Origin of the sequence: Motiliproteus sp. MSK22-1, from assembly GCF_001968815.1 — a bacterium.
Classification (GTDB): Bacteria; Pseudomonadota; Gammaproteobacteria; order Pseudomonadales; family Balneatricaceae; genus Motiliproteus.
In genome coordinates this window covers 1-2,440 of the sequence record NZ_MIEQ01000048.1, presented here as the reverse complement: position 1 = coordinate 2,440, position 2,440 = coordinate 1, and the positions used below count along the sequence as shown (strand labels likewise).

Sequence of the window (2,440 nt, the reverse complement as noted above, 5' to 3'; positions counted from 1 at the left end):
GGGACTGGCCGCTTTGCTTCCACGTATCAAGATGCTGTTTCCAGGTCTCTCGAAGGGCTTTCAGTTCATTGGCAGTCATGATGATCTCCTTAATTCAGAGATCATGACCTTAGCTGGCGAGCAGCCCTGGTAACAGGTGGGGTTTATTTACCGCTTACGATCAGAGCCAATGCTTCTGAAAGAGAATCAGTTCGAAGGCTGCGTTTAACTTCAATAGGGAGCAAGGGACACACCCTTCTTGCTTCGAGTGGAATCGAGTACCTGAAGTAATAGGTTCGACCACGTAATAAGCAGGTAGGACTTTCGGTTCCGTACCAGTTTCTGCAGCATGTCTCAGAGCTTCCAAACAAGAGATGTAACTTATTGAAAACACTGAATAAAATCTAATCGAGCCCACCTGTAAGCCGGGTTCTGTCGTGGACAGTCATTCATCTAGGGTCTGCGTCACCACAGACCTCAAGCAACCTACCCGAATCCAACGTGGGCCACGAAAAGGATTCCTATTTGGTCTTGCTCCAAGTGGGGTTTACCATGCCGTGGAATGTTACCACCCACGCGGTGCGCTCTTACCGCACCCTTTCACCCTTACCGGCAAATCTCGAAAGACCTGCTTAGGCGGTCTACTCTCTGCTGCACTTTCCGTAGGCTCACGCCCCCCCAGGGGTTCGACTCAGCGTTAACACTAAGCTACGCATACACGTCTTTAGGTCACGATTCTGTACCAGTTTCCGTACCAACACAAGAGAGAAAAGCGCAAGACATCAATGGCAGCATCCTGTAACATCACGCCGCTCATTGGAATCTACTTAAAAGGAACTTTGCATGGCTACCGCCTTGATGTGTGAAAAACCTACACCTATCTCTTCTCTAAACCACCTGTGTGACCTCCTGTCGACTGAGAGCATACAAACCGTCACTTGCGAGATACCGACTACGTTATCCCCCTATACACCCTATTTGGTCGGTGACTACTCCAGACCCCAAGACCGAGGAATAATCAACCCGCTAGCCTCTATGCCACAGTCTTCTGCTAAGAACCTGATGGGCCTGGTGTCAGAGTTTGGGGAAGACAGAACTGTCGCTATGGCTCAAGTGATGTCTACTATTAGCAACCCATACAGTACTGCTGGTATGGGTGCTGCTACCTCTGTCTATGGAGGCCGTGTTGGTGCATTTGCAGATGCTGTGAAAGCTTTTGAAGACTCTGTGATGCAACACAAGCAAGCAGTGAGTTATCGTGGTGGTCGACAAATGAGCAAGGTCAGAATGCAACGGGCCTACGAAAAGATGAATCGAATGTTTCGACTAGAGATCGAGCTAGTCACTGCTGGGAAGAAGATCAGAAAAGGTCACCCACTAGCCAACATGACACGCGCTAAGAACATTGCGGAAAGTGGCCGCTCTGTTGCAAAGTTAGACTTTACTAACCAAATTGAAGCACACAACCTCGTCAAGTTCTCCAAGCATACCAAGGTCCTAGGCAATGGGCTTGCAGTTATAGACTTTACTAGTCGTGTGGGTGATATACATAATACCTATAAAGCTGGAGGTAACTGGGAGAAGAAGATGTTTGTCGAGGCTAGCGGCTTTGCTGTAGGTGCAGTCGCAGGGACACTTGCAGTCAACGCAGGTCTGGCACTACTAGCACTCACGACCCCTGTAGGTTGGGTATATCTCATAGGCACTGGCGCTGTTATCATCGCCACAGCTGCTGGAGTATCTATGGCTGCTGACCATCATGCTAAAAAAGCAGCTGATTGGCTGTATGACCCTATTCTTAATTGGATTAACTCACTATGGAGCTAGTCGGGCCACTTTGGGGTATCTTGATAGGCTGTACGGTTATCGTGGGCATACTATTCGTAGCTTTTGGTCAGATAACAGTAAGAAAGCTGCGTAAGAACCCTGTCACAAAGGAAAGCCTAGGTATTGAATTTGCGGGTGGCTGGGACATTCTTCATGTCGCTCAAGCATTGTCGCTACCTAAGAGCTTGACTGATAGGTTTAAGGCCAGCGCTTTGTCTTCGTTCTTTGCTGACTCAGACATACTCCGAGAGCATACGAGCAGGTTTGATAGAGCACTGGCAGCAGCCTTTTTCTGGCTTTATGCCGTCACTGGTGTTTCTATCATCCTACTAACTATATATTCTTCGCTATTTGTCGAGTACTGACCCTAGGCTCAAGCTAGTGTATATATCCTAATAGTAATCAATACCAGCGTTGAGCTTAGAGCCACCTATGCAGGGCTTAAGGTTACCTATAGTCCCCCCCCTGTCTCATAAACGTAAGCGGTAAATAAACCCCACCTGTTACCAGGGCTGCTCGCCAGCTAAGGTCATGATCTCTGAATTAAGGAGATCATCATGACTGCCAATGAACTGAAAGCCCTTCGAGAGACCTGGAAACAGCATCTTGATACGTGGAAGCAAAGCGGCCAGTC

Annotated in this window: 2 protein-coding genes and 1 other RNA gene; 1 reads left to right on the top strand and 2 read right to left on the bottom strand. The window is 48.3% G+C overall.

Features of this window, described 5'->3' with window-relative positions:
- Window positions 1-143: 143 nt before the first annotated feature.
- Together BGP75_RS27750 and rnpB are read right to left on the bottom strand one after the other, a co-directional pair.
- A complete protein-coding gene (locus BGP75_RS27750) occupies window positions 144-350 on the bottom strand; it encodes a DUF6538 domain-containing protein (protein WP_369832129.1) in 207 nt (68 codons plus the stop codon).
- Window positions 351-384: 34 nt separating this feature from the next.
- An RNA gene (gene rnpB / locus BGP75_RS14865) (RNase P RNA component class A) lies at window positions 385-786 on the bottom strand.
- A gap of 36 nt (window positions 787-822) precedes the next feature.
- On the opposite strand from rnpB, the gene BGP75_RS27220 reads away from it, so the two are divergent.
- Window positions 823-1,806, top strand: coding sequence for a hypothetical protein (locus BGP75_RS27220; RefSeq protein WP_076719630.1), 984 nt, complete (start codon window positions 823-825; stop codon window positions 1,804-1,806).
- Window positions 1,807-2,440 lie beyond the last annotated feature (634 nt).